The sequence below is a fragment of the Serratia sp. CY33802 genome (assembly GCF_052169095.1).
Lineage (GTDB): Bacteria > Pseudomonadota > Gammaproteobacteria > Enterobacterales > Enterobacteriaceae > Serratia > Serratia bockelmannii.
Map to the genome: position 1 here is coordinate 1 of NZ_JBJNLL010000013.1, position 22,190 is coordinate 22,190.

The window sequence follows — 22,190 nt, forward strand, 5'->3', positions numbered from 1 at the left end:
ATATTACGCTTTCCTCTTTCAGAGTCAACCCTAATTTTCAGGATTTTTTCTCTGCGACCCCCGGATACTCTGTGAAGTTGTTCACATGTTCCGTGTCGATGGAGGCGCATTATAGGGAGTTCCTCGCAGGCCGCAACAGGTATTTTCAGCAAAAACGATCGTTCGCTGCATTCCACAGCAAAACCCCGCCTTATACCCACTTGCGCACAGTGTTATCCACAGATGCGATTTGCACGGAAAATTTACGAGCGCCACGCAAACGTTTTCGCTACAATTCCCCGCGACGAAACGATCCCCCTTTTTATGGGGGCGCTACCTGAATATGTGCCTGACCCTCCCTTTATAAGGCAAAAAACCCTTCCTTATAGAGAGAACGAGGTGGACATTCACGTAACGCTCTTTAATTGCGACTCAAAGCCAAGGGATAAAACCATGCAACAACCTCGTCCAATCCGCCGGGCCCTGCTCAGCGTGTCTGACAAAGCCGGTATCGTTGAATTCGCCGAAGCGCTTTCCCAGCGCGGCGTTGAACTGCTCTCCACCGGCGGCACCGCCCGCCTGCTGGCAGACGCCGGTCTGCCCGTTACCGAAGTTTCCGACTACACCGGCTTCCCGGAGATGATGGACGGACGAGTTAAGACCCTGCACCCGAAAGTTCACGGCGGTATCCTCGGCCGCCGCGGCCAGGACGACGCGGTCATGAATCAGCATGACATCCAGCCTATCGACATGGTGGTCGTCAATCTGTACCCGTTCGCCCAAACCGTGGCGCGCCCAGATTGCTCGCTGGAAGACGCGGTCGAAAATATCGATATCGGCGGCCCGACCATGGTGCGCTCCGCCGCCAAGAACCATAAAGACGTCGCCATCGTCGTGAAGAGCAGCGACTACGCCGCCATCATTACCGAGATGGACAACAACGACGGCTCGCTGCGCTATGCCACCCGCTTCGATCTCGCCATCAAAGCCTTCGAACACACCGCCGCCTACGACAGCATGATCGCCAACTACTTCGGCGCGCTGGTGCCGGCGTACCACGGCGAGACCGAACAGCCGTCCGGCCACTTCCCGCGAACCCTGAACCTCAACTACATCAAGAAGCAGGATATGCGTTACGGTGAGAACAGCCACCAGCAGGCCGCCTTCTATATAGAAGAAGAGGTAAAGGAAGCGTCCGTCGCGACCGCCGAGCAGCTGCAGGGCAAAGCGCTGTCCTATAACAACATCGCCGATACCGACGCCGCGCTGGAATGCGTGAAAGAGTTCGCCGAACCGGCCTGCGTGATCGTCAAGCACGCCAACCCTTGCGGCGTGGCGATCGGCGACGACATCCTGGCCGCCTACGAGCGCGCTTACCAAACCGACCCGACTTCCGCCTTCGGCGGCATCATCGCCTTTAACCGCGAGCTGGACGCCGCCACCGCGCAGGCGATCATCAGCCGCCAGTTCGTGGAAGTGATCATCGCGCCAAACGTCACCCAGGAAGCGCGCTCCCTGCTGGCCGCCAAACAGAACGTGCGCGTGCTGGCCTGCGGCCAGTGGCAGCAACGCGTGGCGGGGCTGGACTTCAAGCGCGTCAACGGCGGGCTGCTGGTGCAGGATCGCGATCTCGGCATGGTGACCGCCGCCGATCTGCGCGTGGTATCCGAGCGCCAGCCGACCGAGCAGGAACTGCGTGACGCGCTGTTCTGCTGGAAAGTGGCCAAGTTCGTGAAATCCAACGCCATCGTTTATGCACGTGACAATATGACCATCGGCATAGGCGCCGGCCAGATGAGCCGCGTTTACTCCGCCAAGATCGCCGGTATCAAAGCGAGCGACGAAGGGCTGGAGGTGAAAGGATCCGCCATGGCCTCCGACGCCTTCTTCCCGTTCCGCGACGGCATCGATGCCGCAGCGGCAGTCGGCATCACCTGCGTGATCCAGCCGGGCGGCTCAATCCGCGACGACGAAGTGATCGCCGCCGCCAATGAACACGGCATCGCGATGATCTTCACCGACATGCGTCACTTCCGCCATTAATTCCTTTTGCCGCGTGCGCTCCGGCGCACGCCATTCGTGGAGCCCCTGATGAACATTTTGATTATCGGCAACGGCGGGCGCGAGCACGCGCTGGCCTGGAAAGCCGCCCAGTCTCCGCTGGCGGACAAAGTCTACGTTGCGCCGGGCAATGCCGGCACCGCGCTGGAAGCCAATCTGGAAAACGTGGCGATCGCCGCCACCGACATCCCTGCCCTGGTCGCGTTCGCCCAGAGCCATGACATCGGTCTGACCATCGTCGGGCCGGAAGCGCCGCTGGTGATCGGCGTAGTCGACGCCTTCCAGGCCGCCGGTCTGAAAATCTTCGGCCCGTCGCAGGCCGCCGCGCAGCTCGAAGGCTCCAAAGCCTTCACCAAGGATTTCCTGGCGCGCCACCGCATCCCGACCGCCGAATATGAAAACTTTACCGAGGTGGAGCCGGCACTCGCCTATGTGCGCCGCAAAGGCGCACCGATCGTCATCAAAGCCGATGGCCTGGCCGCCGGTAAAGGCGTGATCGTCGCGATGACGCTGCAGGAGGCGGAAGAAGCCGTGCGTGACATGCTGGCCGGCAACGCCTTCGGCGACGCCGGTCATCGCATCGTAGTGGAAGAGTTCCTCGACGGCGAAGAAGCAAGCTTCATCGTGATGGTCGATGGCGAGAACGTGGTGCCGATGGCCACCAGCCAGGACCACAAGCGCGTCGGCGACGGCGACACCGGCCCGAACACCGGCGGCATGGGCGCCTACTCTCCGGCGCCAGTTGTAACCGACGAAATCCACCAGCGCGCCATGGACCAGGTGATCTGGCCGACGGTGCGCGGCATGGCGGCGGAAGGCAATACCTACGTCGGCTTCCTGTATGCCGGCCTGATGATCTCCGCCGACGGCCAGCCGAAGGTGATCGAATTCAACTGCCGTTTTGGCGATCCGGAAACTCAGCCGATCATGCTGCGCCTGCGCTCCGATCTGGTGGAGCTGTGCCTGGCGGGTGCCGAAGGCCGCCTGAACGAGAAAAGTTCTGACTGGGACGAACGCCCTGCGCTCGGCGTGGTGCTGGCGGCCGGCGGTTATCCGGGTGATTATCGCAACGGCGAGGTGATCCAGGGGTTACCGCAGCAGGAAAGCGCCGACGGTAAGGTCTTCCACGCCGGTACGCGCCTCCAGGGCGATGACGTCGTCACCAGCGGCGGCCGCGTGCTGTGCGTGACGGCACTGGGCGACACCGTGGCGCAGGCGCAGCAACGCGCCTATCAGCTGGCGGAAGGCATTCAGTGGCCGGGCAGCTTCTGCCGCAAAGATATCGGTTATCGCGCGATTGCGCGCGGCAAGTGATTTGACCTTATAAGGTCATGGCAAGAGGCTCCGCAGCGCGGGGCCTTTTTTATAGCTGGTCTTCTTTCGGTTCCCAGCTGCAGAAGTCGTCGTTCGCCACCAGCAACAGTTCACTGCCTTCCGGCGCTTCCAACCAGGCGACACTCACCGGCCGGCTGCTGCTGCGGGCGCGTTTTTCGATCCAGCCGATGGCGGTGGCATCCAACCCAGGTTTTAAGCGCTGGCCGTCGCAGGTTTGCACCTCGCCCTGCATCCAACGCCCCTGCAGCAATTTCACCTTGCCGGCGCGCAGCGCATTGCTGACCTCGAGGATACGTCGCGCCTGATATTGGTACAGTGCTATCTCATCGCTGGTCAGCGGTTCGCGGCGTGTCGCCAGCTGGCGCTGCATAAAGCTCACCGTGCCGTCGTCGGCAAAGCGCAGTTGAATGGAGTCTCGATCGCCGTCGGCATCGTTGCGTTTGATTTGGCGCAGCACGTCGCCCTGATAGGTGTACAACGTAGTGATGGTGCCCGGCCCCCGGTAGGGACTATAGACACTGACCAGCACCTGCGGACGATGTTGCTCATCGTCTTTACGCCACAGGCGTATCACGCCCTGATCGGCCACAAAGCCGCTGGCGGTAAAGCTGGGAATATCGGAATGGAAACTGCAGGCGCTCAGACCGAGGGCGATGCCGGCGGCCATGAGCACCCGACGAGTAAACAAAAGGGGCGCCATCGCCCCTCTGTTTAATCTTTTCACCGAGGCGCGGTCTTATTTAACAGCGTCTTTCAGTGCTTTGCCAGAAACGAACGCAGGCACGTTGGCTGCTGCGATTTTGATTTCTTTGCCAGTCTGTGGGTTGCGGCCAGTGCGCTCGCTACGATGGTTTACTTTGAAAGTACCGAAGCCAACCAATTGTACTGCATCACCTTCTTTCAGAGACTCAGTAATAGCAGCCAGGGTGGATTCCAGAGCCAGTTTAGCTTGTGCTTTGGAAAGGTCAGCCTTGTCCGCGATTACATCAATCAGTTGAGTCTTGTTCATAAGTTATCCTTACAGTGTGTTTATCGTTTGCAAAGCATCGAGTGCGACGGATATGCCGATTGACAGCACTCTCCTGCATACACGCACCGATAGCCACTTTTTTTACGCCCCCCAAATGTAGACCAGACAGGGTGCGGATGTGAAGCCTTAAGGCATGACAAATCAGGCGTTAAATCACGTTTTGCTGCCTTATTGCGCTAAATTTATCCCGATGTTGCTGACACCGGCCTCTCGCAGGTCGGATCGCAGCCCCTTGATCAGGTCTATATCGCGCTCTTCACAGGCGTCCAACAGGCGGAAAATTTCCCATTGAATGTCCCATTCTTCCTCTACCGCAGGCAAACTGCCCAACTCTTCGTCGGTCATTTCCTTACCGGCTTGAGTCATTTCCAACATCGCCACGGTGCGAATCGATGTTTCGCTGATGGCGATGGCGTGCTCCAGCGTCTCCCCGCCGAGCCGCGAATGGATCAGTTCCCCTAATGCGATACAGGCATCAATTGCCGGGTAAACGCCGTAAAGATCGTAATCTTCCGCCGACGGAATCGCCTCTTCCAACTTCTCGAGCTGGCTGTCGAAGTTGACCTTGGCGTCCTTCACCACCAGCGTTTCCCACACCAAATCCAGAATGCGGCGATAAACCGCCGGATCGCCGAACTCGGTCTGTTTGCAGAACATCTGGTAATTCGGGTACATACGCTCGCACAAACTGGCCATAAAGGTCAAATGTTGCCAAGCCTCGTGCCGTTCCAGACGTAAATGAATCGGGTTACGTAGCATGCTTTACTCTCTTACGCGTTATCTGCGCGCAGTGTACCCGAAATCGCTCATGGCGACACCTCCGGATGCTGCTGCAACCAACGCTGAAACGCCGGACGGCGCGACGCGATGGCATCAGCCCAACGGGTCGGCTCCGGCAAACGGTAGCCCGCCATGCAGCGTTGCACCCACGCCAGCGCGCTGTCGGCGCCCACGCGGTGACCGGTAGAGATGAACAGCGGGTTGCAGCGCGCCTTGCTGCGCCATACCCAGCCCAGCTGTTCACCCTTATCTTCCAACGGCGCCAGCGCACCGACGGCGGCCTCCAGCGGTGCGAATTTGCCGCACAGGCGCTTCTTGGCCACGCCGATAGTCGGCACATCGACCAGCAGGCCGAAATGGCTGGCGACGCCGAGACGCCGCGGATGCGAAATGCCATGTCCATCGACGAAGATCAACCCCGGCTTTTGCCGCAGCTGAGCCCAGGCGGCCAACAGCGCCGGGTATTCGCGAAACGACAGGAAACCCGGGATATAAGGCATGACGGTGGCGATACGCGCCACCTGATACTCCACCAGCTCCAGCGACGGATAGCGCAGGATGGCGATGGCGGCGCGCGTCACCGCTCCCTCCTGCTCGAAGCCCACGTCGGCGCCGGCGATGAAGGCCGGCGGGTCGGCCGGCAGATCGTCGTAGCGAATGACTTCAGCCGCGCGCCGCAGCTGTTCGGCGCGCAGAGCCTGCATATCGGTCACATCGAATCCTTAACGGTGGTATTTCGCCGACTGCGCGTGCACCGCCTCGACGAAGGCGCCGGCGTGCTCAGGCGGCACATCCTGATGGATGCCGTGGCCCAGGTTGAACACATGGCCGTTGCCGTGGCCGAAACCGGCCAGAATGGTCTCCACTTCTTCCGCGATGCGCGCCGGGGAAGCATAAAGCATCGACGGATCCATGTTGCCCTGCAGCGCCACTTTATCGCCCACGCGCCGACGCGCGTCGGCGATGTCGGTGGTCCAATCCAGCCCCAGCGCATCGCAGCCGGTGGCGGCCATCGCCTCCAGCCACTGCCCACCGCCTTTGGTGAACAGCGTCACCGGCACGCGGCGGCCGTCATTTTCACGCAGCAGCCCGTCGACGATCTTGTGCATGTAGTGCAACGAGAACTCGCGGTAATCGCGCCCGGTCAACACGCCGCCCCAGGTGTCGAACACCATCACCGACTGCGCGCCGGCTTTGATCTGGGCGTTGAGGTACAGGATCACGCTGTCCGCCAGCTTGTCCAGCAACAGGTGCAGCGTGGCCGGTTCGGCATACATCATCTTTTTCAGCTTGGTGAAGGCCTTGCTGCTGCCGCCTTCAACCATATAGGTAGCCAACGTCCACGGGCTGCCGGAGAAGCCGATCAGCGGCACTTCGCCCTTCAGCTCGCGGCGGATGGTACGCACCGCGTTCATCACATAGCCCAACTCCACTTCCGGATCGAACACCGGCAGTTTGTCGACGTCAGCACGGCAGGTGATGGGTGAGCTGAAACGCGGGCCTTCGCCGGCTTCAAAGTACAGGCCAAGCCCCATGGCGTCGGGAATGGTGAGAATGTCGGAGAACAGAATGGCGGCGTCCAGCGCATAGCGGCGCAGCGGCTGCAGCGTAACCTCACAGGCCAGCTCCGCGTTCTTGCACAGCGACATGAAATCACCGGCCTGGGCGCGGGTCGCCTTGTACTCCGGTAAATAACGACCGGCCTGGCGCATCATCCATACTGGGGTCACATCCACCGGCTGGCGCAACAGCGCGCGCAGGTAGCGATCGTTCTTCAACTCAGTCATTTATGGGGCTCCCTTAATAATCTGCCGGCCATTGTACATTATTCTGCCCGGCACAGCGCCACGGTGTCCTCAATCAACCGGCGCGCCACGGTGCCGGGCGGCGGCAACAGTGGCAGTTGGTCGTAGCGATACCAGCCGGCGTTGAGCAGCTCCTTGGGATCGTGACGAAGGTCGCCCTGATGGTAATCGGCCATAAAGGCCATCATCAGCGAGTGTGGGAACGGCCAGGGTTGTGAAGTGACGTAGCGCAGGTTCTTGATTTCGATATTGCTCTCTTCCATCACTTCGCGCGCTACCGCCTGTTCCAGCGTTTCGCCCACCTCGACGAAGCCGGCCAGCACCGTGTGGATGCCGCCGCGATGGCGCACGTGTTGCGCCAGCAGGATCTGATCGTCGCGCCGAATGGCGACGATCACGCAGGGCGCAATCTGCGGGTAGTACCGCTCTTTGCAGTGGCCGCACAGGCAGGCGCTTTCGGAGCGGCTGAGGTGCATCTCATGGCCGCAGTAGCCGCAATAGCGATGAGAGCGGTAGAAATCCGCCAACTGAACGCCGCGCCCGGCAAGCTGGAACAGACCGCGATCCTGATCCAACAGTTGACGCACCGATCCCATCTCCCGCGGCATCGCCTGGCGCACCAGCCAAACCGGCGCGCCCTCCCATTCACCGATGGTGCGCGCCATGTGGCCCTGCAGCCCGAGGGCGGCGGCCGTCCCCGACGGCAATTCACCGTTCGGTAACCAAAGTTTGCTTTCATGGCTGACAATCCACCAGCCGTTTTCATTGCCCGTTAATGCAAGTTCCATATCGTTGTTGCACAACCTCAGCTTCACTGGCACTCTACAAATCGGCTTTGTTACATTTTAATAACTTACCGGTTACTTTTGTTACTTACACGGAGTCAAACATGCTCAACCGTTTGGAAAGGCTGACTCAGCGCGTTGGCGGTAGTAATGAATTAGTTGATCAATGGCTTCAGGCCCGCAAACAGTTGCTGGTCGCCTACTGCACGCTGGTAGGCCTCAAACCGAATAAAGAAAAGCATACGCCGCTGAATGAAAAAGCGCTGGAGAACTTTTGCCACAACCTGGTGGATTACCTCTCCGCAGGGCATTTTCATATCTATGACAGAATTATCAAACAAGTGGAAGGCGCAGCCAGTCCGAAAATGTCGCTGGCGGTGAACATCTATCCCAAGCTGTGGGCCAATACTGAACAGATCATGGCGTTCCACGATCGCTATACCGAAGTGGATATCGATCAGGAGGTTTGTCTGGAATTCCACCAGGCCTTGTCGGATATCGGCGAAACGCTGGCGGCGCGCTTTGCGCTGGAAGATAAGCTGATCCAGTTGGAAGCAGAAGCCGCGCAGCAACCGCTGCCGGACCAGACGCTGGATCCGGCGCGTTAAAATTTTATAGTTTTTTTTCATATCCCTCCTATACTGGGGGGCATCTTGTCGGAGTGCCTAGCGCCTGATTTGTTCATCGAATCAGCCAGGCTGAGACCGTTAATTCGGGATCCGCGGAACCTGATCGGGTTAATACCCGCGAAGGGAACAAGAGTAATCTATCGCCACAGGCACGGCCTCCCCCTTGCGGGCGCCCTGCCTTATCGGCCACCATCATTACTCCCTCCGAGCTCCAGACAAGCAACTTTCCCAACCCAACACACTGGTAGGAACTTGCTATGTCTAACATTAATCCACCGCGCGCCCGTAAAGCGCAACGCGAAGCCGCCCAGCAGTTTATCGACACGCTGCAAGGCATGGCTTTCCCAAACTCACGCCGCATCTACCTACAGGGCTCGCGCCGCGATATCCAGGTGCCGATGCGCGAAATTGAGCTCAGTCCGACCCTGGTCGGCGGCAGCAAAGATAGCCCGCAGTATGAACAGAACGAGGCGATCCCGGTATATGACACCGCGGGCCCCTACGGCGATCCGCAGGCCGAGCTCGATGTGCACGCCGGCCTGGCCAAGCTGCGCGCCGGCTGGATCGACGCGCGCGGCGATACTGCGACCCTGAACGGCGCCAGCTCCGGCTTCACCCAACAGCGGCTGGCGGACGAGGGGCTGGATCACCTGCGCTTCGAACATCTGCCGCTGCCGCGCAAGGCGTTGCCGGGCAAGTGCGTGACCCAGCTGCACTATGCCCGCGCCGGCATCGTCACCCCGGAGATGGAGTTTATCGCCATCCGTGAAAACATGGGGCGCGAACGCATTCGCGGCGAGGTGCTACGCCACCAGCATCCGGGCCAGGGCTGGGGCGCCAACCTGCCAGACAACATCACGCCGGAGTTCGTGCGCCAGGAAGTGGCCGCCGGCCGCGCCATCATTCCTGCCAACATCAATCACCCGGAGGCGGAGCCGATGATCATCGGCCGCAATTTCCTGGTGAAGGTGAACGCCAATATCGGCAACTCGGCGGTCACGTCGTCGATCGAAGAAGAGGTGGAGAAGCTGGTGTGGGCCACCCGCTGGGGCGCAGACACCGTGATGGATCTCTCCACCGGCCGCTATATTCACGAAACCCGCGAGTGGATCCTGCGCAACAGCCCGGTGCCCATCGGCACCGTGCCTATCTACCAGGCGCTGGAGAAGGTCAACGGCGTGGCGGAAAACCTCACCTGGGCGATGTTCCGCGATACGCTGCTGGAACAGGCGGAACAAGGGGTCGATTACTTCACCATCCACGCCGGCGTGCTGCTGCGCTATGTGCCGATGACCGCCAAACGCCTGACCGGCATCGTGTCGCGCGGTGGCTCGATCATGGCCAAATGGTGCCTGTCGCACCATCAGGAAAACTTCCTCTATCAGCACTTCCGTGAAATCTGCGAGATCTGCGCCGCCTACGACGTTTCGCTGTCGCTCGGCGACGGCCTGCGCCCCGGCTCGATTCAGGACGCCAACGACGAAGCCCAGTTCGCCGAGCTGCATACGCTGGGCGAGCTGACCAAAATCGCCTGGGAATACGACGTGCAGGTGATGATCGAAGGCCCGGGCCATGTGCCGATGCAGATGATCCGCCGCAATATGACCGAAGAACTGGAACACTGCCACGAAGCGCCGTTCTACACCCTCGGCCCGCTGACCACCGATATCGCCCCGGGCTATGACCATTTCACCTCCGGCATCGGCGCGGCGATGATCGGCTGGTTCGGCTGCGCCATGCTGTGTTACGTCACGCCGAAAGAGCACCTCGGCCTGCCGAACAAAGAAGACGTCAAACAGGGCCTGATCACCTACAAGATCGCCGCCCACGCCGCCGATCTGGCCAAGGGCCATCCGGGCGCGCAGATCCGCGATAACGCCATGTCCAAGGCGCGTTTCGAATTTCGCTGGGAAGATCAGTTCAATCTGGCGCTCGATCCGGCCACCGCGCGCGCCTATCACGACGAAACCCTGCCGCAGGAATCCGGCAAGGTCGCCCACTTCTGCTCAATGTGCGGGCCGAAATTCTGCTCGATGAAGATTTCGCAGGAGGTGCGCGACTACGCCGCCGCCCAGGAGGCCGCCAAGCCGATCGAAGTGCAGCTGACCGGCATGGAGAAAATGTCCGCCGAATTCCGTGCCCGCGGCAGCGAGCTGTATCACAGCGCCGGCTCCCTGCAAGAGGAGACAAACAATGACTGATATCACGACCCCCTTCCCGGCAACGCCCCACAAGCTGGGACTCTACCCGGTCGTCGACAGCGTGGAATGGATCGCTCGCCTGCTGGAGGCCGGCGTTACCACGATCCAGCTGCGCATCAAGGATTTGCCTGACGAGCAGGTCGAAGAGGATATCGCCGCCGCCATCGCGCTGGGCCAGCGTTATCAGGCACGGCTGTTCATCAACGACTACTGGCGGCTGGCGATCAAGCATGGCGCCTACGGCGTGCATCTGGGCCAGGAAGATCTCGATACCACCGATCTGGCTGCCATTCACCGCGCCGGGTTGCGGCTCGGCGTGTCCACCCATGACGACGCCGAACTGGCGCGCGCGCTGGCGGTGAAACCGTCCTACATCGCGCTGGGGCACATCTTCCCCACCCAAACCAAAGACATGCCTTCGGCGCCGCAGGGGCTGACGGAGTTGAAACGCCACATCGCCGGCCTGGCGGATTACCCGACGGTGGCGATCGGCGGGATCAGTATCGATCGCGTACCGGCAGTGCTGGCGTGCGGCGTCGGCAGCGTGGCGGTGGTCAGCGCCATCACCCAGGCGCCGGATTGGCGCGCGGCGACGGCCGAGCTGCTGCGGCTGATCGAAGGCGAGGGGTCGAGCGATGCTTAACGATCAGGAATTCCTGCGCTACAGCCGCCAGCTGCTGCTGGAGGACGTCGGCCCGGAAGGCCAGGAGAAACTCAAGCGCGCCACGGTGTTGATCGTCGGTTTGGGCGGGCTCGGTTCCCCGGCTTCGTTGTACCTGGCCGCCGCCGGCGTCGGCACGCTGCTGCTGGCCGACGACGACCAGCTGCACGTTACCAACCTGCAGCGGCAAATCCTCTACCGCAGCGCCGATACCGCCACCGGTAAGGCGGCGCTTGCGCAACGCCATCTGCAGGCGCTGAACCCGTTGGTGGAATCCATCCCGCTGGCGCAACGGCTACAGGGGCAAGCGCTGCGCGACGCGGTCGCCCGCGCCGATCTGGTGCTGGACTGCTGCGACAATATGGCGACCCGTCATGAGGTCAATGCCGCCTGCATCGCCGCCGCCAAGCCGCTGATCAGCGGCAGCGCGGTCGGTTTCAGCGGCCAGCTGCTGGTGCTCGAGCCGCCCTATGCGCACGGCTGCTACGCCTGCCTGTATCCGGAGCAGGAAGAACCGCAGCGCAACTGCCGCACCGCCGGGGTACTCGGCCCGGTGGTCGGCGTAATCGGCACCCTGCAAGCGCTGGAGGCCATCAAGATGCTGGCCGGCATGCCTTCCTCCCTCAGCGGGAAACTGCGGCTGTTCGACGGTAAGCAGCAGAGCTGGAGCACGCTGCAACTGAGCCAGGCCCGCGCCTGCCCGGTATGCGGAGGCGCAGCATGAAAATCCGGCTGAACGACCAACCGCTTGAGCTGGCGCAGCCGCTCAGCGTCGCCGCCCTGCTGACCCAGTTGGAACGCCACCAGCCGGGCACCGCGCTGGCGATCAACCAAACCATCATCCCACGCGCCGACTGGGCCGACCATCAGGTGCAGGACGGTGACGACATTTTGCTGTTTCAAGCGATCGCCGGAGGCTGACATGCTGAAAATCGCCGATACCACTTTTACCTCGCGCCTGTTCACCGGCACCGGCAAGTTCGCCACCCCGGCGTTGATGCTGGAGGCACTGGCGGCCTCCGGCTCACAGCTGGTGACCATGGCCATGAAGCGCGTCGATCTGCACGGCGGCAACGACGCCATTTTGGCGCCGCTGCAGCAGTTGGGCGTCAGGCTGTTGCCCAACACCTCCGGCGCCAAAACCGCCGCCGAGGCGGTGTTCGCCGCCCGGCTGGCGCGTGAAGCGCTCGGCACCCACTGGGTGAAGCTGGAGATCCATCCCGATGTGAAATACCTGCTGCCTGATCCGATAGAAACGCTGAAAGCGGCGGAAACGCTGGTGAAAGACGGTTTTGTGGTGCTGCCCTACTGCGGCGCCGATCCGGTGCTGTGCAAACGGCTGGAAGAGGTGGGCTGTGCGGCGGTGATGCCGCTCGGTGCGCCTATTGGCTCCAACCGCGGTCTGCGCACCCGTGACTTCCTCGAAATCATCATCGAGCAAGCCAAGGTGCCGGTGGTGGTAGACGCCGGCATCGGCGCGCCAAGCCACGCGCTGGCGGCGATGGAGCTGGGTGCCGACGCGGTGCTGGTGAATACCGCCATTGCCGTGGCGCGCGATCCGGTGCAGATGGCGCGGGCGTTTCGCCTGGCGCTGGAGGCCGGCGAGCTGGCACGCAGCGCCGGATTAGGCTCCAGCCAGCGCGGCGCGGTCGCGTCCAGCCCGCTGACCGCTTTTCTCAGCCAGCCAGAGGAGGCGCAATGATGGCCGACGATTTCAGTAGCCGCTGGCAACAGCTGGACTGGGACGACATTACGCTGCGCATCAACGGCAAAACTACGCGCGACGTGGAGCACGCGTTGAACGCCGACAAGCTGACGCGCGACGACTTTATGGCGCTGATCTCCCCCGCGGCCGCGCCGTATCTGGAACCGCTGGCGCAGCGCGCACAGCAGCTGACCCGCCAGCGGTTCGGTAACGTCGTCGGCTTCTATGTGCCGCTGTATCTCTCTAACCTGTGCGCCAACGACTGCACCTACTGCGGCTTTTCGATGAGCAACCGCATCAAGCGCAAAACGCTGGATGCGGCGGAGATCGCACGCGAGTGCGAAGCCATCAAGGCGCTGGGGTTCGAACATCTGTTGCTGGTCACCGGCGAACATCAGACCAAGGTTGGCATGGACTATTTCCGCCAGCACATCCCGGCGATCCGCCGGCACTTCAGCTCGCTGATGATGGAAGTGCAGCCGCTGGCGCAGGAGGAATACGCCGAACTGAAAACGCTGGGCCTGGACGGCGTGCTGGTGTACCAGGAAACCTACCATCCGGCCACCTATCTGCAGCACCACCTGCGCGGCCAGAAGCAGGATTTCCATTGGCGCCTGGCCACGCCGGATCGCCTGGGGCGCGCCGGGATCGACAAGATCGGCCTCGGCGCATTGATCGGTCTGTCCAACAGTTGGCGCACCGACTGCTACCTGCTGGCGGAACATCTGTTCTACCTGCAGCAAACCTACTGGCAGAGCCGCTACTCGATCTCGTTCCCGCGTCTGCGCCCCTGCGCCGGTGGCATTGAGCCGGCGTCGATCATGAGCGAGCCTCAACTGGTGCAGCTGATCTGCGCCTTCCGGCTGTTCGCGCCAGACGTTGAGCTGTCGCTGTCTACCCGGGAGTCGCCTTACTTCCGCGATCATATGATCCCGGTGGCGATCAACAGCGTCAGCGCCGGATCCAAGACGCAGCCCGGCGGCTATGCCGATGACGTACCGCCGGAGCTGGAACAGTTCGAACCGCACGACGGCCGCACGCCGCAGCAGGTCGCCGAGGCCATCAGCCACGCCGGGCTGCAGCCGGTGTGGAAAGACTGGGACGGTTATCTGGGACGCGGCGCGCAATAAACAGCAACGTTTGCCGCCGTGTGAAGAAAACGCTGGAGCGGCCGCGCAATGCCGAACGGCAGCGCTGGCGCCGGCAAACGCGCCGATTATAGTGGCCTTGCCGACCGCCAAACCCGGCGTCGGCCGGGGCCGTCACCCTCTCGATGGCCCCGCCTTATCCCATCCCGGATCGCGCCGGAGATCCTCGTGCGCGACTCCGGCCCTCGTCCGCGGCAACGCGCATATGCCGTATCGCGGCCTGTAAGGGCGTACGGGTAGGTTGTCTTGTCGGTTAATGGGCTGTCAGAAAGATACGATATCTGCGTTCGGTATTCACTTAGGAGTGATATTCATAGGGCGCTATTGCGGCAGCACAGTGAGGAACGAGGAAAAAAGAAGATACAGCGACGAAGAGAGGTTCGAATGGTCATCCCCGGTGCAGCCAATAGCCCTGGTGTTGACCGCAGATCTTTTTTGCCGCCTGCTCCCTGCTTACGGACAAGAGCAGGCGGTTTATTTTGTGAGACAGGCACCCCCCCAGGACGCGAATCACACAGTATGTGCGCTAATTAACCACATAAACGATTAAATGTGAATGTCTTTTGAGTGTTTTTTTATTTAGTATCGAGTATGTTTTGAGTTTGCCAAAGGAAATCAAACTGATATCACCGCAACCACCGGAGCATCATCTATAATCCAGCACGGGTTCTCGCGCAGGTTTTTCAGCGCTCGCGGTCAACATCAAAAAAGCCAAGGTTGTCATGAAGAAAACGCCAAATTATATCGATGCAATCAGCGCGTTGCTCACTCTGAAAGGAGTTGGCGACAGAAAACATGCCTCCACGATGGCCAACATACTGAACCTTCAGTACAACAGCGCCAAACAAAAACTGGATGGCAAAAGGGGCATCACCCTCGATGAAATCAAAAAGGTTTTTCAGTATTTCAACGAACCGTTTGCCGGCCAAAGGACGCATAACGGCGTCTTTATCATGAACAGCATTCACAAGCGCTGCAACATTGAGGTCGACGAGCGCCCGGCCACGCAAGCAGACAGCGACGAAACCTACGCCTACAAAAAAGACGATCTTTTCATCATCAACACCAACCGGGAACATGCCGCCGATGCCCCACTGTACAAAGTCAACAAGATAGACTTTCTGCCGGCTCCGCGTATCGCGATCCTGGACAATGACAGTGATATTCTCGAATTGTTGAAGAAGATCGCCTACCGCTACGGCATCGAGACCGAGACCTTTCAAACGGCGGACGCCATGCTGGCCGCGCTGGAGCACCAGTCTTTTGAGGCGTTTATTTTGGACTGGCTGTTGGACTTCGGCGAGACTTCCGAACGCGTCGTGAAGAAAATTAAAGATGCCCTCGATCCGCATGCCCGCATCATCATTTTGACCGGCCAGCTGAATCACTACGAGAAAAACATCGGCGATATGATCCTGCACTATGACGTGCATCTGGTGGAAAAACCGACCAAACCGCTGATTATCTCTTCGCTGCTGCTGTCGAACTTATTCTTTAATTAGTTTGACCGGGATGCGGATCAAAAACGACGAGCCAACCCCTTCGACGGATTTGACCTTGATGGCGCCTTTCATCGTCGTGACGTAATTTTTGATAATGGTCAGCCCCAGCCCCAATCCCTGTCGCGTTTCCCTTTCCACCCCCTGATTGAACGCCTTATATAATCGTTCCAGATTATCGACGTTAAACCCGATGCCGGTGTCTTTTACCCATAAATACAGATTGCCGTGGCACACCTTCACATTGAGGATAATCGCACCGTGGTGAGTAAATTTGTCCGCGTTGCTGAGCAGATTGGCCAATATTCGGTAGAGCTTATATTTGTCGGAGCAAATCAAACCAACATAGGATGAACGACGCACCACGATGCGATTACCGCGCCCGGCGCTGATACTGGTCATGGCATCGTCCACCACCTCATTCAGACGGAAGGTGGATATATTCACTTTGACCTCCCCCATCTCTAGCCGCGAATAATCCATCACCTCGCGCGTTTGTTCGGTGATCTTATTGCCGTGATAGGAGATCAGGCGAGCTTCTTTTTTCAACTCTTCCTGCGCTAGCTCGTGCTCCATGATATCCGCAGCAATGACGATGGCCTGAGTCGAGCCGGCGATCTCGTGGTAGATGGAAGAGATAAAGATGTTCTTATTCTTGATGATCTCTTTTAACGAGAAGGCATTTCTCAGCACCAGGAACATCATCAGGAACACCAACATCAGCGAAAAGAGGGCAAACATCTCGGCTTTACTCGAGTTGTCCTGGATGATGCCTTTCACTTCGGTAAAGTTTTTAATCTGTATCCGATAAATAATTTCCTGGATATCGACCAGCGTGCCCTCGATATCATCCATATAAGAGAGAATATCCGCCTTGTTTTTCTGCCCCACCAGCAAGCCGGCGGAGAGATCGTCCAACGTGCGGTACTGCTGCTTCAGCAGCGCAACATTCTTGATGAACTCGTCGTCGTAATAAAAAGAGTCGCTGAAGGTCGAACGGCTCTCCAGGATCTGAATCTTCGAGTAAAAGATTTTCTTCTTGATCAGGAAAGCGTCGTAGTCGTTATTTTCACTGAGCAGCAGCGCGGTTTTGGTCCTTTCAAACGCCAGAAAGAGGATCTCGGCCACCGAGTAGTTGTCCAGATTGGGCTCGATCTGCTTATAGCGCTCTTTTACGCCACCGAAGTTAATAGCAATCAACAAAATCAATAAAGAGAAGATGGCAACCAACGCGATAAGAGTACCGATCAGTTTTTTGCTCATCTTATTTCATCTCCAACCGTTTAACTTGCCAGACGGTTTTCGCATTCACATCCAGGTTATTCAGCTCAGCGTAGCCATCGCGCGGATAAATAATGGCGAATGGCCCCAGCTCCCCCACGTCGATCGGCTTACCGCCGCGCAGATAGGCGACAATCACGCGGTATTTAATCATCTCGTCAATCGGCATCGAGTAGGAGTAATCGTCCCAGGCGAAAGCGCGCACCGACTGGCCTTTCAGATGATAGGCTTTCACCAGCTCAGCAAACTCAACGCCGGTAAACGTATCTTCCGGGGTGAAATTGGTCGAGGTTTTAATCGTGTGCGGCGGCATCGCCTCCAGCATCTGCCGGGTGATTTTGATCTTCTCGCCGTTGAGCGGTTTCAGATAAAAATAGTCAACGGCCGCATACAGCGGCGCGCTAAACAGCGAAAGCAGCAGTAACGTCATCAATCCTTTGATTTTCATCATTCACCCTCTTTGCGTTTCACCAATTCAGCCTGGCCAAATTCATCCTGCCCGACCACGACCCAGCCGTGACGTTGATAAAAGCCTTCGGCCTTGGAGCCGAGATCGGTGGTTAAGTGGATCGCTTCGGCGCCGTGCTCAAACATCCAGTGAGTGACCCGTGCCAGTAAGGCAGAGCCGATCCCCTTAGACTGGTATTCCGGCTTCACGAACAGGCCGCCGATCAGCGGTTCAGGGATGAATAACCCGAAGCCAACGCCGGCATAGTCGTCGCCATACTTGCAGATCCAACCGCCGCCCTGGTTGATGTCCTCCAGCGCCTGTTTGCGCTGCAAATACTGGACCTGATGCGGATGCAGCAGGTTTTCTTCAACGGAAAAGCGGATCTCATACAGGTATGGCAGGTGTTGCGCCGTCAATTTTTCGAAGGTAATGAGGCGGTCCATGTTTCGCACTGTCCTTAATTGTCAGATAAAAAGCGCCGGTCAATTTCTGCTGGAACCATAGTAGCAAAGTTTGTCTTAACCCGGCACGAGGCGAAAAAAAACCGCCCCCGAAGGGGCGGTTTATCTGGCGATGGGCCCGGCGTACCGGGCCCGCGGCGCGGATGACGATTACTCGTCGTCGCTGCCGCCCAGGCCTGCGTTGAGCAGCTCGGCCAGGTTAGCCGTCGCTTCTTCCGCGCTGACTTGCGGAACAACCGGCGCTTCACCCTGAGCACGGCGACGCATACGATCCTGATGATAAGCGTAACCGGTACCGGCTGGGATCAGACGGCCCACGATAACGTTCTCTTTCAGGCCACGCAGTTCATCACGCTTGCCGGCTACGGCAGCTTCGGTCAGAACGCGCGTCGTTTCCTGGAACGATGCAGCGGAGATGAAGGACTCGGTCGCCAAGGAAGCCTTGGTGATACCCAGCAGATCGCGCGAGAAGGTTGCCGCGATTTTACCTTCAGCTTCCAGCTGACGGTTGGCAATCTTGACGCGAGACACTTCAGCCTGCTCGCCTTCCAGGAACTCGGAGCCACCAGCGCTAACGATGGTGCCTTTACGCAGCATCTGACGAACGATAACTTCGATGTGCTTATCGTTAATCTTAACGCCTTGCAGACGGTAAACTTCCTGCACTTCGTTGGTGATGTAGCGGGTAACCGCATGCACGCCACGCAGACGCAGAATGTCGTGCGGAGACTCTGGGCCGTCGGAAACGACGTCACCACGTTCCACCACTTCGCCTTCGAACACGTTGAGCTGACGCCATTTCGGGATCATCTCTTCGTAAGCGTCGCTGCCGTCCAGCGGAGAGATCACCAGGCGACGTTTGCCTTTGGTCTCTTTACCGAACGAGATAATCCCGCTGATTTCAGCCAGGATTGCCGGCTCTTTCGGACGACGTGCTTCGAACAGGTCGGCAACGCGCGGCAGACCACCGGTAATATCCTTGGTACCGCCGGATTCCTGAGGAATACGCGCCAGGGTATCACCCGCACCGATCTGAATGCCGTCTTCCAGCTGAACGATCGCTTTGCCCGGCAGGAAGTATTGAGCAGGCATATCAGTACCTGGGATCAATACGTCTTCGCCCTGAGCGTCAACGATTTTCAGTGCCGGACGCAGGTCTTTACCGCTACCGGTACGCTCTGCGCTGTCCAGTACGACCAGAGAAGACAAACCGGTCAGTTCGTCGGTCTGGCGAGTAATGGTCTGGCCGTCAACCATATCCGCGAAGCGAATGAAGCCGCTGACTTCACTGATGACCGGCATGGTGTGCGGATCCCAGTTAGCAACGGTTTCGCCGCCGTTAACTTCTTCACCGTCGCCTTTGCCCATCACGGCACCGTAAGGCACCTTGTAGCTTTCTTTGGTACGGCCGAATTCGTCGATCAGTTTCAGTTCGGTGTTACGCGAGGTGATCACCAGCTTGCCCGCGGCGTTCATAACGAACTTCACGTTGCTCAGCTTGAGGCTACCCTTGTTTTTCACCTGGATGCTGGATTCAGCAGCCGCACGAGATGCCGCACCACCGATGTGGAACGTACGCATCGTCAGCTGTGTACCCGGCTCACCGATGGACTGTGCCGCAATAACGCCGATGGCTTCACCTTTGTTGATGATGTGGCCACGTGCCAGGTCGCGACCGTAGCAGTTTGCACACACACCAAAGTCGGTTTCACAGCTCACTACGGAACGGACTTTAACGCTGTCGACAGAATTCTCTTCCAACAGGTCACACGCCTTCTCGTTCAGCAGGGTGTTGCGTGGCACCAGAATGTCCGCCGTACCCGGCTTGAGGACGTCTTCTGCCGTCACACGGCCCAGAACGCGTTCACGCAGCGGCTCTTTCACGTCGCCACCTTCGATAACCGGAGTCATCAGGATGCCGTCGTGGGTGCCACAGTCGTCTTCGGTCACAACCAGATCCTGCGCCACGTCAACCAGACGACGGGTCAGATAACCGGAGTTCGCGGTTTTCAGTGCGGTATCCGCCAGACCTTTACGAGCACCGTGGGTGGAGATGAAGTACTGGAGTACGTTCAGACCTTCACGGAAGTTCGCAGTGATTGGCGTTTCGATGATGGAGCCGTCCGGCTTCGCCATCAGGCCACGCATACCGGCCAGCTGACGAATCTGAGCGGCGGAACCACGCGCACCGGAGTCGGCCATCATAAAGATGCTGTTGAAGGAAACTTGCTGTTCCACTTCGCCGTCACGGTTAACCACGTCTTCTACCGACAGGTTTTCCATCATCGCTTTCGCAACGCGTTCGTTCGCTGCAGCCCAGATATCGATCACTTTGTTGTAGCGTTCGCCGGCGGTAACCAGACCAGACTGGAACTGCTCCTGGATCTCGGCAACTTCGGTTTCCGCTTCTTCGATGATCTCCGCTTTCTTGGCCGGGATAACCATGTCGTCGATACCTACGGAAGCGCCTGAACGGGCTGCGTAAGCAAAACCGGTGTACATGATCTGGTCAGCAAAGATAACGGTCGGCTTCAGGCCCAGGATGCGGTAACAGGTGTTCAGCATCTTGGAGATCGCTTTCTTGCCCAAAGGCTGGTTAACGATCGAGTACGGCAGACCTTTCGGTACGATCATCCACAGGATGGCGCGGCCGATGGTGGTGTCGATGATGCTGGTCTGAGAAGTCCATTCGCCTTCGGCGTTTTTGACGTCTTCGGTGATACGCACTTTAACGCGCGCATGCAGAGACGCCAGGCCGGCGCGGTAAACACGCTCAGCTTCTTTGGAACCGTTCAGCACCATGCCTTCGCCCTTGGCGTTAACACAGTCGCGGGTCATGTAGTACAGACCCAGTACAACGTCCTGAGAAGGAACGATGATTGGCTCGCCGTTCGCTGGGGACAGGATGTTGTTGGTAGACATCATCAGCGCACGCGCTTCCAGCTGGGCTTCCAGCGTCAGCGGTACGTGAACAGCCATCTGGTCACCATCGAAGTCGGCGTTATAGGCCGCACAAACCAGCGGGTGCAGCTGGATCGCTTTACCTTCGATCAGAACCGGTTCAAACGCCTGGATACCCAAACGGTGCAGGGTTGGTGCACGGTTCAGCAGTACCGGGTGTTCGCGGATCACTTCGTCCAGGATATCCCAAACGACGGCTTCTTCACGCTCAACCATTTTCTTGGCGGCTTTGATGGTGGTGGCTAGGCCACGCAGCTCCAACTTGCCGTAGATGAACGGTTTGAACAGCTCCAGCGCCATCTTTTTAGGCAGACCGCACTGATGCAGACGCAGGTATGGACCTACGGTGATTACGGAACGGCCGGAGTAGTCAACGCGTTTACCGAGCAGGTTCTGACGGAAACGACCCTGCTTACCTTTGATCATGTCGGCCAAAGATTTCAGAGGACGTTTGTTGGAACCGGTGATGGCACGACCGCGACGGCCGTTATCCAGCAGGGCGTCTACCGCTTCTTGCAGCATACGCTTTTCGTTGCGCACGATGATGTCAGGCGCAGCCAGATCCAGCAGGCGTTTCAGACGGTTGTTACGGTTGATCACGCGGCGATACAGATCGTTCAGATCCGAGGTCGCGAAACGACCGCCATCCAGCGGAACCAGCGGGCGCAGATCCGGCGGCAGTACCGGCAGCACGGTCAGGATCATCCACTCCGGCTTGTTACCGGACTGTACGAACGCTTCCAGCAGCTTGATACGCTTGGTCAACTTCTTGCGCTTGGTTTCGGAGTTGGTTTCGTTCAGCTCTTCACGCAGCTGCTCGCACTCGGCTTCCAGATCCATGTTTTTCAACAGGGCCTGAATAGCTTCCGCACCCATCTTGGCGTCGAATTCGTCACCGAACTCTTCCAGCGCGTCCAGATACTGCTCTTCGGTCAGGATCTGACGACGCTCGAGGTTGGTCATACCGCCTTCGACCACCACATAGGATTCGAAGTACAGTACGCGTTCGATGTCACGCAGCGGCATATCCAGCAGCAAACCGATGCGGGATGGCAGCGATTTCAGGAACCAGATGTGCGCGGTCGGCGAAGCCAGCTCGATGTGGCCCATGCGCTCACGACGCACTTTGGTCTGGGTCACTTCAACGCCGCACTTCTCACAGATCACGCCGCGGTGTTTCAAGCGCTTGTACTTACCGCACAGGCACTCGTAATCTTTTACCGGCCCGAAGATACGGGCGCAGAAAAGGCCGTCACGTTCTGGTTTGAACGTACGGTAGTTAATGGTTTCCGGCTTCTTAACTTCACCGAACGACCACGAACGGATCATGTCTGGCGAGGCCAGAGCAATCTTGATCGCATCAAACTCTTCGGTCTTAGTTTGCGCTTTCAGAAACTTCAATAAGTCTTTCACGGATT

Annotated in this window: 20 protein-coding genes and 1 riboswitch; of the genes, 10 read left to right on the forward strand and 10 right to left on the reverse strand. The window is 58.9% G+C overall.

The annotated features are described in order from the left end of the window. Positions 1–432: 432 nt before the first annotated feature. Together purH and purD are read left to right on the forward strand one after the other, a co-directional pair. On the forward strand, positions 433–2,022 hold the full coding sequence (purH, locus tag ACJ8HA_RS23085; protein WP_089180508.1) for a bifunctional phosphoribosylaminoimidazolecarboxamide formyltransferase/IMP cyclohydrolase: 1,590 nt from the start codon (positions 433–435) through the stop codon (positions 2,020–2,022). 48 nt (positions 2,023–2,070) lie between these two features. Then, complete coding sequence (gene purD / locus ACJ8HA_RS23090) at positions 2,071–3,354, forward strand: phosphoribosylamine--glycine ligase (protein WP_015376331.1); 1,284 nt, start codon at positions 2,071–2,073, stop codon at positions 3,352–3,354. A 49-nt stretch (positions 3,355–3,403) separates the two neighbouring features. Here purD and ACJ8HA_RS23095 read toward each other — a convergent pair whose 3' ends face one another. The 6 genes from ACJ8HA_RS23095 to nudC all read right to left on the reverse strand — a co-directional run bounded on the left by ACJ8HA_RS23095 (position 3,404) and on the right by nudC (position 7,778). Continuing rightward, on the reverse strand, positions 3,404–4,075 hold the full coding sequence (locus ACJ8HA_RS23095) for a DUF1481 domain-containing protein (protein ID WP_080271274.1): 672 nt from the start codon (positions 4,073–4,075) through the stop codon (positions 3,404–3,406). 36 nt (positions 4,076–4,111) lie between these two features. Next, positions 4,112–4,384: a nucleoid-associated protein HU-alpha gene (hupA, locus tag ACJ8HA_RS23100; protein ID WP_004929874.1), complete on the reverse strand. Its 273-nt coding sequence runs from the start codon at positions 4,382–4,384 to the stop codon at positions 4,112–4,114. A gap of 189 nt (positions 4,385–4,573) precedes the next feature. After that, positions 4,574–5,164 (reverse strand): YjaG family protein, encoded by a 591-nt coding sequence (locus ACJ8HA_RS23105; protein WP_025304951.1) that lies wholly within the window; start codon positions 5,162–5,164, stop codon positions 4,574–4,576. Between the two features lie 47 nt (positions 5,165–5,211). Continuing rightward, positions 5,212–5,898, reverse strand: coding sequence for a deoxyribonuclease V (nfi, locus tag ACJ8HA_RS23110; RefSeq protein ID WP_049206080.1), 687 nt, complete (start codon positions 5,896–5,898; stop codon positions 5,212–5,214). Positions 5,899–5,907: 9 nt separating this feature from the next. After that, positions 5,908–6,972: a uroporphyrinogen decarboxylase gene (gene hemE / locus ACJ8HA_RS23115; protein WP_025304949.1), complete on the reverse strand. Its 1,065-nt coding sequence runs from the start codon at positions 6,970–6,972 to the stop codon at positions 5,908–5,910. A gap of 38 nt (positions 6,973–7,010) precedes the next feature. Continuing rightward, positions 7,011–7,778, reverse strand: coding sequence for an NAD(+) diphosphatase (gene nudC / locus ACJ8HA_RS23120; protein ID WP_025304948.1), 768 nt, complete (start codon positions 7,776–7,778; stop codon positions 7,011–7,013). Positions 7,779–7,879: 101 nt separating this feature from the next. Between nudC and ACJ8HA_RS23125 the strand changes: the two genes are divergently transcribed. The 8 genes from ACJ8HA_RS23125 (at position 7,880) to ACJ8HA_RS23160 (ending at position 15,621) form a co-directional block, all read left to right on the forward strand. Next, complete coding sequence (locus ACJ8HA_RS23125; protein ID WP_016929420.1) at positions 7,880–8,383, forward strand: Rsd/AlgQ family anti-sigma factor; 504 nt, start codon at positions 7,880–7,882, stop codon at positions 8,381–8,383. 39 nt (positions 8,384–8,422) lie between these two features. Continuing rightward, a riboswitch (TPP riboswitch) is annotated at positions 8,423–8,547 on the forward strand. Positions 8,548–8,661: 114 nt separating this feature from the next. After that, entirely contained in the window at positions 8,662–10,605 is a 1,944-nt protein-coding gene (gene thiC, locus ACJ8HA_RS23130; RefSeq protein ID WP_442515534.1) for a phosphomethylpyrimidine synthase ThiC, read from the forward strand. Continuing rightward, on the forward strand, positions 10,598–11,248 hold the full coding sequence (gene thiE / locus ACJ8HA_RS23135; protein ID WP_049206077.1) for a thiamine phosphate synthase: 651 nt from the start codon (positions 10,598–10,600) through the stop codon (positions 11,246–11,248). Before thiC ends, thiE begins: the two co-directional genes overlap by 8 nt. Next, the gene (locus ACJ8HA_RS23140; RefSeq protein ID WP_004929883.1) at positions 11,241–11,990 is read left to right on the forward strand and encodes a HesA/MoeB/ThiF family protein; all 750 of its coding nucleotides are present in this window, start codon (positions 11,241–11,243) and stop codon (positions 11,988–11,990) included. Before thiE ends, ACJ8HA_RS23140 begins: the two co-directional genes overlap by 8 nt. Beyond that, a complete protein-coding gene (thiS, locus tag ACJ8HA_RS23145) occupies positions 11,987–12,187 on the forward strand; it encodes a sulfur carrier protein ThiS (RefSeq protein WP_016929423.1) in 201 nt (66 codons plus the stop codon). Before ACJ8HA_RS23140 ends, thiS begins: the two co-directional genes overlap by 4 nt. A gap of 1 nt (position 12,188) precedes the next feature. After that, positions 12,189–12,968 carry a thiazole synthase gene (locus ACJ8HA_RS23150; RefSeq protein ID WP_197791485.1) on the forward strand — a complete coding sequence of 260 codons (780 nt, stop codon included), beginning with the start codon at positions 12,189–12,191 and terminating at the stop codon, positions 12,966–12,968. After that, positions 12,968–14,101 carry a 2-iminoacetate synthase ThiH gene (gene thiH / locus ACJ8HA_RS23155; protein WP_025304944.1) on the forward strand — a complete coding sequence of 378 codons (1,134 nt, stop codon included), beginning with the start codon at positions 12,968–12,970 and terminating at the stop codon, positions 14,099–14,101. The genes ACJ8HA_RS23150 and thiH overlap by 1 nt, the downstream gene beginning before the upstream one ends. A gap of 740 nt (positions 14,102–14,841) precedes the next feature. Beyond that, positions 14,842–15,621, forward strand: a complete 780-nt coding sequence (locus ACJ8HA_RS23160) for a helix-turn-helix domain-containing protein (protein ID WP_149570722.1) — start codon at positions 14,842–14,844, stop codon at positions 15,619–15,621. Here ACJ8HA_RS23160 and ACJ8HA_RS23165 read toward each other — a convergent pair. From ACJ8HA_RS23165 to rpoC, 4 genes are all read right to left on the reverse strand, one after another. After that, positions 15,607–16,881, reverse strand: coding sequence for a sensor histidine kinase (locus tag ACJ8HA_RS23165; protein WP_025304942.1), 1,275 nt, complete (start codon positions 16,879–16,881; stop codon positions 15,607–15,609). The genes ACJ8HA_RS23160 and ACJ8HA_RS23165 overlap by 15 nt on opposite strands. 1 nt (position 16,882) lies before the next feature. Then, entirely contained in the window at positions 16,883–17,347 is a 465-nt protein-coding gene (locus ACJ8HA_RS23170) for an oxidoreductase (protein ID WP_025304941.1), read from the reverse strand. Further along, positions 17,347–17,793, reverse strand: a complete 447-nt coding sequence (locus ACJ8HA_RS23175; RefSeq protein ID WP_049208541.1) for a GNAT family N-acetyltransferase — start codon at positions 17,791–17,793, stop codon at positions 17,347–17,349. Before ACJ8HA_RS23175 ends, ACJ8HA_RS23170 begins: the two co-directional genes overlap by 1 nt. Before the next feature lie 168 nt (positions 17,794–17,961). Further along, a complete protein-coding gene (gene rpoC, locus ACJ8HA_RS23180) occupies positions 17,962–22,185 on the reverse strand; it encodes a DNA-directed RNA polymerase subunit beta' (protein ID WP_025304939.1) in 4,224 nt (1,407 codons plus the stop codon). Positions 22,186–22,190: the final 5 nt, after the last annotated feature.